The organism is bacterium (genome assembly GCA_037131655.1).
GTDB lineage: Bacteria > Armatimonadota > Fimbriimonadia > Fimbriimonadales > JBAXQP01 > JBAXQP01.
Genome location: JBAXQP010000120.1, coordinates 1 through 8,060, shown reverse-complemented (window position 1 = coordinate 8,060; position 8,060 = coordinate 1). Strand labels below are relative to the sequence as shown.

The window sequence follows — 8,060 nt, the reverse complement described above, 5'->3', positions numbered from 1 at the left end:
GTGCCGGTTGCAGCCCTTGAAATAAGCCGTTCCAAGTCAGAGATAGGATGAAGCGCTTCCCGAATTTCTTCACGGCGCAGAGCTTCTTTGGCTAATTCTTCAACTGAATCTAGTCGCAACTCAATCGAGGCCACATCGAGTAGGGGTTCATCGATCCATCTTCTTAATAGCCTTGCGCCCATGGGGGTTTCGGTATGATCGAGTACGGTTACTAAAGTGTTTTTGCGACTGCCGTCAGAAAGGTTTTGAGTAAGTTCAAGATGTCGGCGGGCAATCGAATCGACATGCATAAACCCATCGATCGAATAGGTCGAAAGGGAAGTGATGTGTTGAACTGTTGGAACTTGATTACTTCGCAGGTATTTGAGCACAAGCGCCGCCGCATCAAGGCCGGAAGTGTAATCCTCACAACCATATCCGCGTAGGTTAGCGGTCTCGAAATGACGCTGGAGATAATCCTTTGATGTTATAGGCGGGCCGCTATAGTCCTCATAAGGAGTGATTGTAGCATCGCAGATAAGCTTGATTTCATCCGCCAGGTCGGGGTCTTTTTCAGGGACTAAGATTTCGGCAGGATCAAGGCGCATGATTTCTTGTAGCAGCTTGGTTTGGCGTTGATCACCATCAATTTCAGTGGCCATGAATTCGCCGGTCGAAACATCAACGACGCTTAGTCCATGCCGCGGCTCGCCTGAGACGGCGGCGACCAAATAGTTATTCTGCTTGGCATCGAGCATCGAGTCTTCAAGCAGGGTGCCAGGGGTGATCACTCTAGTGACCCTGCGTTTAACTAACCCTTTTGCCTGCCGAGGGTCTTCCACTTGGTCACAGAGGGCTACTTTGAAGTTCTTTTGCAGAAGCTTGGCGATGTAACGTTCAACGGCATGATAAGGAACTCCGGCCATGGCGACACGATTGTTTTTGCCATCTTCTCTGCTAGTGAGGGCAATTTCCATTTCACGTGAAGCAATCTCAGCATCTTCCCCATAGAACTCGTAAAAATCCCCCACTCGCATTGCCAGCAAAGTGCCCGGATACTCATTCTTAGCGCGGAAATATTGTTGAAGTATTGGAGTCCTCGCCGTAGTAGATTTACGTGTGCAAATTATAGCACGAACAAGTGGTTTTGCTAAGCTCATTATATGAATTTTACAAATGGACACGTAGTACGTATTGCGTATTACGTATTCCTGAAATACGCAATACAAAATCTTTTCTGAACTTTCTGGGATTGATTTCGTTATAACAAGTGATGTAAAACCATGGAGGCTATTTAAATATTTCAAGGAGTGCAGGGATTGAACCGACCGCTAATTAATAAGGCGGTAGATGAAGCTGCTTTAGTCTCAAAACTACAAGCGGGTGATCGCTTTGCGTTTGATTCTCTGCTGGAGCTTTACCAGGATCGGATTTTTAATTTTGTGCGCCGGATGGTGAACGATCCGCTGGATGCTGAGGATATCGCTCAGGAAGTCTTTATTCGGGCTTATACCAACATCCACAGGTTCGATAACCGTGCCGGATTTAGTACTTGGCTCTATAAAATTGCCTCGAACCTTTGCATCGATCATGTCCGCCGGCGATCTCGGCGGCCGGATGTGTTCTCTTTGACCCGTGACCAATTTGAGGAAGAATCTCAGCAGCATGATGTGGCTGATGAACGATTTGACCCGGAGCAAGCGTTGCTTGAAAACGAAATGGCATCGGTAATCTCTCATGCGGTTGTATGCCTTTCACCGAAACTCAAACAAGTACTTTTGCTCCATGATACGGAAAACATGTCTTATGAGGAGATCGCTCAGGTTGTTCAATGTCCATTAGGGACAATAAAATCTCGTTTGTTCCTGGCCCGTACGGAATTGCAGAAGGCAGTTAGAGCTTATCTGTCCGGAGGCGAAAAGTGATGAAGTGTAATAAAGCGCAGTTGCGATTATCGGAATATATAGATGGAACTTGCAGTGAGGCTGAAAACGCTCTTATAGAGGAGCATATTGGCTATTGCGACCTATGCGCTCGCGCATTAAGCGATATGAAGGCAGCAGTGCAAGTTTTACAGGCAATGCCTTCTATTAAAGCGCCGCTTGAGTTTCGCTCGAAAGTTATGGCGCGAATTTCAGATCGAACGGTTGCGCCTACTAATCTTTGGATAAGGCTCACTCAAAGCTTGTCATGGCGACCGCTTGTAGCGATGGGGGGGGCTGCTGTTTTGGTTTTGATTGTTGGCGTATCTTTCTATTCCCAAAAACCGGTTCAGACGCCAATTAGCGATACGACATTTGAGCGAACAACGACTGAAGTTCATACTGATTTTGTATCATCAAGTCCGTCTGCTCTTGAAAAGCCTAAACCGGAAGCCCCGTCGGCTGTCGATATGGGAGCTATGTAAGTATGATTTTTGGAGTGTCGGTTTGAAATACAGTTGGCGATTGATAATAGCTTTTAATATTCTCTTTAGCATCGCGGTGTGGTCACAGACTATCACTGTCAGTGCGACTACATCTGCTTCAGACCCTGCTGCTATGAAAGTCCTTCAGCGTGTTATTCAATCCGAACGCACTCTAAAAATGGAGGGGCAGCGAACGACTAAGATCGGAAAAGAGCCTGGCTTGGTTGAGAATGTCTATCGCTCAGGCCGACGTCTTAGAGTGGAATACACGGCGCCTGCTTCTCATAAAGGTGAAATTCTGATTGACTGTGGGATGAAAGCATGGTTTTATCAGCCCAGTCGTGGGAATTGGATCGAAATCAACTCTCCGCGTTCCAGACAACATCAGGAGATTATGCGTAATTTGCGTTTCGAGAAATGGCGCGTTTTTATTGCCGGACGTGCCAAGATAGCCGGCCGCGAAGCCGATATTATTGAATTTAAAGACACTGCAGGCCGATTGGTTGAACGTATGTGGGTGGATCTAACAAGCGGTCTTGTATTGAAGAGAGAACATTACGATTCAGACGGAAAACTGGCAGGCTCTTCCGAGTTTCAGCGAGTTAATTTTAACTCTAATTCGCCTGAATCGCTCTTTGCTCCCCCGGTGGCAAAATTGGACTTTATCTTCCGCCAAATAGAGGCCTTAAAAAAAGCGGCTCCCTTCCAGATATATGAACCGGCTTCCAGCGCTTTACCTTCAGGCATAGTATTTCAAGAGGGACGCATCGGTTCAATAAATGACAAAGCATTTGTTGCGATGCATTATGCCGGCGGAGGACATCGCATAACCTTGATGCAATCGCTCGGTGTCACTTCTTTATTCCCACATAAACCGATGCAGGGCTATGGCCGTATGCGGGGGCGTGGGCGCATGAATACCTATTTCTGGAAAAGTGATGACAGAACCTACGGCCTAATTGGCGATCTCTCAGAAGACGATCTTAAGAAGATTGCTGATACAGTCGCTAAAAGATAATCAATCAGACACTTTCACAATACTTATTTACCCCTTCGTTTTAGCGCATCTGGCTAATAACAAATAATTCACATATTTCTTTATCTAAGCCTTGTGAATTTCAACACTGATAAATATTAGTCGAACCATCATAAATACTGTGATTACTTGAATAAGTATGATATGATATAACTATAAAAGCTAGACGATGCATCAGGGGCTTATTGTTGTGAACATTGTTCAAGGGACTATAGGAGGTCTTTGGAACAATTGGTGTTTGGATGATCCTAAGATGCTTTTGATGCCAAAAAAATTTATTGGTTGTGTTGTCGATAGTTGACAATGCCATAGAGTTAAAAATGAAAAAGAATAAGAAAGTCCATGAAGATCAGAAACCTGAAGTTAAATCCAACGAAACTTCACCCGAAGTATCGTCGGATGAGCAAGATGTTAACCCGCTTGTCAGGTATTCGGATTTTCCTGTCGTTGGTATAGGCGCTTCTGCAGGAGGACTGGAGGCGCTGGAGCAGTTTTTGAGAAATGTCCCGGATAATAGCGGGATGGCGTATGTCGTTGTGCAGCATCTGGATCCGACCCATAAAGGCATCATGCCGGAACTTTTACAGCGTGCCACGACGATGACAGTTGTGCAGGTTATGGAACATCAGGCGGTCGAGAAAAACTGCGTCTATGTGATCCCTCCCAATAAGGACATGACCATCTTGCACGGTGTATTGCACCTGATGGAGCCGATCGCGCCACGCGGGCTGCGCCTGCCGATTGACTCCTTTATGCGCTCACTTGCATTGGACATGCAGGAAGCTGCTGTTGGAGTTATTCTGTCCGGAATGGGTTCGGATGGCACTTTGGGCCTTAGAGCGATCAAGGAAAATGCCGGACTGGCGTTGGTGCAAGACCCAGCCTCAGCCAAATTTGACGGAATGCCCCGCAGCGCCATAGATGCCGGCCTTGCAGACATCATAGCTAAGGCAGAAGATCTTCCAGACAAGATAATCACGTACATTCGATATTTTCCTCCTGCTACAACGCCAACGTTAGCCGCTACAGATAAGGCCAATAGCGGGCTGGAGAAGGTCATTAGCATCCTTCGTTCTCATACGGGTCACGACTTCTTCCAATACAAGAAAAGCACCTTATATCGTCGGATCGAGCGGCGCATGGGTATCCATCAAATTGACAAGATCAGTAGTTACGCTCGTTATTTGCAGGAGTATCCCCAAGAGACTGAGTTGCTCTTCAATGAACTTTTAATCGGCGTTACAAGCTTTTTCCGCGACCCGGAGGAATGGGATCGGTTGAGAGATTTGGCTTTCCCTGCGCTTATGGCCGATGTGAATCAAAACCGAGAGTTACGTGCATGGGTTATTGGCTGTTCAACGGGCGAGGAGGCTTATTCTCTGGCCATTGTGTTCAAGGAGGCGATGGAGAAATTTCATCCGAAAGGAAGATTCACTCTCCAGATATTCGCAACCGATCTTGACCGTGACGCCATTGACCGTGCTCGGCAAGGTGTATACCCGACAAACATTGCAGCCGATATGTCGCCTGAGCGCCTGAACCGGTTTTTTACTGAAGAGAGTGGCATATACCGTGTCAATAAAGAGATTCGAGAGATGGTGATCTTTGCTCCTCAAAATGTTATCAAAGACCCGCCTTTTACTAAGATAGACATAGTTACTTGTCGTAATTTGCTGATCTACATGGAAGTGGAATTGCAGAGCGTTGTCTTGAGGCTAATACATTACAGCTTGAACTCCGAGGGTGTTATGCTCTTGGGCAGTGCGGAGTCTACCGGTGCGTTCACTGAATTGTTCCGATCAATGGATGCTAAATCGAAGCTCTTCCAGCGGCTAGAGCCTGATATGCTTTTAGAACCTATAACCTTTCCACGCATATTTTCCCCGAAATTAGCGGTGAAGTCGGCTAATGACGATGGTGCAAACTCAAAGAACAGCATGCAGTTTCTGGCAGACCAACTACTTTTGCAATCATATTCACCGGCTGCTGTATTGGTCAATAGCAAGGGCGACATAATTTATATCAGCGGGCGGACGGGAAAGTATCTGGAACCCGCCTCCGGAAAGGTCAACTGGAACATCTTTGCGATGGCCCGCGAAGGATTGCGCTACGAACTGTTTAACGCATTTCAGAAGGCTCTGAGAATTAAAGAACGGCTAATTATCAGGAACCTGACTATTGGGTCTAACGGCGGTACACAGACGATAGACCTGACAATCCAATCCATTGATGAGCCTGAAGCGTTGCGTGGGAAGGTAATGATTGTCTTTACAGACGTTGCAACAGTTTCTGGAATGGTAGCGAGTGAAGACGTCAAGAAAACTTCTCGTAGTCATCCACGCCTTGCAATGGCGGAGTCGGAAGTTAAGCATGTTACTGAAGAACTGCAGGGACTTCGGGAAGAAATGCAAACTTCGCAGGAGGAGTTGAGATCCTCAAATGAGGAGCTGCAATCTTCCAATGAAGAACTTCAGTCTACCAATGAGGAGCTGACCACTTCCAGGGAGGAAATGCAGTCTTTGAACGAAGAGCTTCAGACCGTGAACTACGAATTGCAGGATAAAGTAATCGATCTCTCTCGTACAAGTGACGACATGAAGAACCTGCTCAATAGCACGGACATTGCCACTCTCTTCCTCGACTGTGGACTTAATGTGCGGCGTTTCACTGCCGAAGCAACTAAGATTTTCAGACTCATCATTGGTGATACGGGGCGGCCCATCACCGACTTTGCTTCCGATCTGGTTTACCAAGATCTTTCAGTAGATGCGCTGGAAGTATTGCGAACGTTGATGTACAAGGAGAAACAAGTTGTCACGCGTGATGGGAGATGGTATGTTGTGCGTATAATGCCGTATCGAACATTGGATAACAAGATTGACGGTGTCGTGATTACACTGTTGGACATCACCGTTGCCAAGACGTTAGAAGCAGAATTGCGAAAAACGGCATTACGAATCAACACTTTCCTAGAATACAGCAGTGATGCGTATTTCTTATTGGACAACAATTTGAACGTGATCAGTTTAAACCAAGTAGCAGAACAACGCTTGATGCGTAAGGGCGGAGTTGTGATAGGGAGCTATTTCTTTGACGTATTCCCTGAAGCTAAGGGGTCTATTTTAGAAGATAAGTATCGTCAGGCGCTGAAAGAGAAGATAGAATTGTCTTTCGAGACGAATTTTACCCTCGAACCATTCATGGGCCATTACAATGTGAATGTCTGTCCTGATGAGGAAGGTCTTGCAATCTTCTTCAAGGTCAATACTGAATCTAAGAATAATTAAGTTACGCTATGAGAGCGTGATTTGCGAATACGCGAGGTAATAGAGGTAAGCGAGGGGATATATTATGAAACGTGATAAAGAGTATATTGAAGGCGGAAGTCTGCTAAGCAGGGCGCAAAAGAGACTGAAAGAAAAGGAACAAGAAGTTAATGCGATCATGTCGGAAGAAGACGCGCTGAGGCTAATCAACGTACTGCATATTCACCAGGTTGAATTAGAGATGCAGACTGAGGAGCTTGAGGACGCAAGATTTAAGGCCGAGGAAGCTTTGGAACTGTATACTAACCTCTATGACTTCTCACCGATAAGCTACTTAACACTCAATCGCGAAGGAATTATCATCAAGATGAATTTGTGTGCGTCAAACCTCTTTGGAATGGATCGTTCACATCTAATGAACACGCGCTTTGGCATTTTTGTTTTGGAGGATTACCTACCCGTATTCGATAATTTCTTTGAGAAGGGGTTTAAAGATCGGACAAAGCAGGCTTGCGAGTTGATTGTGGAAAGTAAAACAAGTTCCCGTATCAATGTGCGGGTTGAAGCAGAATTTCCTGCGGATAAAGAAATGTGCAATCTCTCTTTGGTAGATATTACCGATATCATTAAGTCGAAGGAAGAGCTACGCCTCATCAATGAAGAATTGACCCAATTCATCCGAATAACTTTAGGTAATGATTTTCGTATGATAGAATTGAAACAGGAAATAAATGACCTTTGTGCCAAAGCTAATCAACCGCCGCGATATTCAACGCTCATAGAGGATCAGGCGGTAAACTCAACGGATATGGATAAGGAAAATAAGCCTGATAAGTCAGTTACTGAATGATTCAGAAGTCCCCACCCCATAATTTTAACGAGCAGTAAGAAGCTCTGAGATTAAAATCTTGATGTGTTCTAGAGCAGTCTCCATGCCATGTTGCGCAGTAGGAGTTAGCTCGGCGCCGAATTCAAAAGTGTCTGTTGGGACTGAAACCAGCCAGGCTTGAGGGGATTGGTCGTAGACGGATTGGGATAGTGCGATGAGCGATTGGGGGGTGGCTGAATGAAAGATGGTGGTGGTTGCTCCTTCGTATTCTAATGATTCGATTCGAGCTTCAGTTTGGTGGGGATCGGCGGAGGCGTCAGCGAAGATAGCAAATTGGGCGCTTGCAAGTACAGCCGCCAATTCCGGCGTTAGTTGATGTACCGCAAGCGCCCTTATATTCGGGATGTTCCACTCTGCCACTGCTGCCGCAATGTGTTGACCAACAGCATCATCACCGCGCAGTTCGCTCCCATAGCCAATTACGACAATAGAGGGTTCAGTTGCAGAGTCTGTCACTATTTAACCTCGTCGCGCCTGATTAAG

The 8,060-nt window shown here is 46.0% G+C and carries 7 protein-coding genes; 5 read left to right on the top strand and 2 right to left on the bottom strand.

Translation table 11 applies throughout. The annotated features are described in order from the left end of the window. On the bottom strand, positions 1–1,016 hold a 1,016-nt coding region (locus WCO51_07045), incomplete at its 3' end, for a DNA mismatch repair protein MutS (protein MEI6513017.1). 282 nt (positions 1,017–1,298) lie between these two features. Between WCO51_07045 and WCO51_07040 the strand changes: the two genes are divergently transcribed. The 5 genes from WCO51_07040 (at position 1,299) to WCO51_07020 (ending at position 7,538) form a co-directional block, all read left to right on the top strand. Then, a complete protein-coding gene (locus WCO51_07040) occupies positions 1,299–1,904 on the top strand; it encodes a sigma-70 family RNA polymerase sigma factor (GenBank protein ID MEI6513016.1) in 606 nt (201 codons plus the stop codon). Then, entirely contained in the window at positions 1,904–2,386 is a 483-nt protein-coding gene (locus WCO51_07035) for a zf-HC2 domain-containing protein (GenBank protein ID MEI6513015.1), read from the top strand. Before WCO51_07040 ends, WCO51_07035 begins: the two co-directional genes overlap by 1 nt. A 22-nt stretch (positions 2,387–2,408) precedes the next feature. Further along, positions 2,409–3,404, top strand: coding sequence for a sigma-E factor regulatory protein RseB domain-containing protein (locus tag WCO51_07030; GenBank protein ID MEI6513014.1), 996 nt, complete (start codon positions 2,409–2,411; stop codon positions 3,402–3,404). Positions 3,405–3,742: 338 nt separating this feature from the next. Continuing rightward, positions 3,743–6,709 (top strand): chemotaxis protein CheB, encoded by a 2,967-nt coding sequence (locus WCO51_07025; protein MEI6513013.1) that lies wholly within the window; start codon positions 3,743–3,745, stop codon positions 6,707–6,709. 64 nt (positions 6,710–6,773) lie between these two features. After that, positions 6,774–7,538, top strand: a complete 765-nt coding sequence (locus WCO51_07020; GenBank protein ID MEI6513012.1) for a PAS domain-containing protein — start codon at positions 6,774–6,776, stop codon at positions 7,536–7,538. A gap of 24 nt (positions 7,539–7,562) precedes the next feature. Here WCO51_07020 and WCO51_07015 read toward each other — a convergent pair whose 3' ends face one another. Then, positions 7,563–8,033: a hydrogenase maturation protease gene (locus WCO51_07015; protein ID MEI6513011.1), complete on the bottom strand. Its 471-nt coding sequence runs from the start codon at positions 8,031–8,033 to the stop codon at positions 7,563–7,565. Between the last annotated feature and the right edge of the window lie 27 nt (positions 8,034–8,060).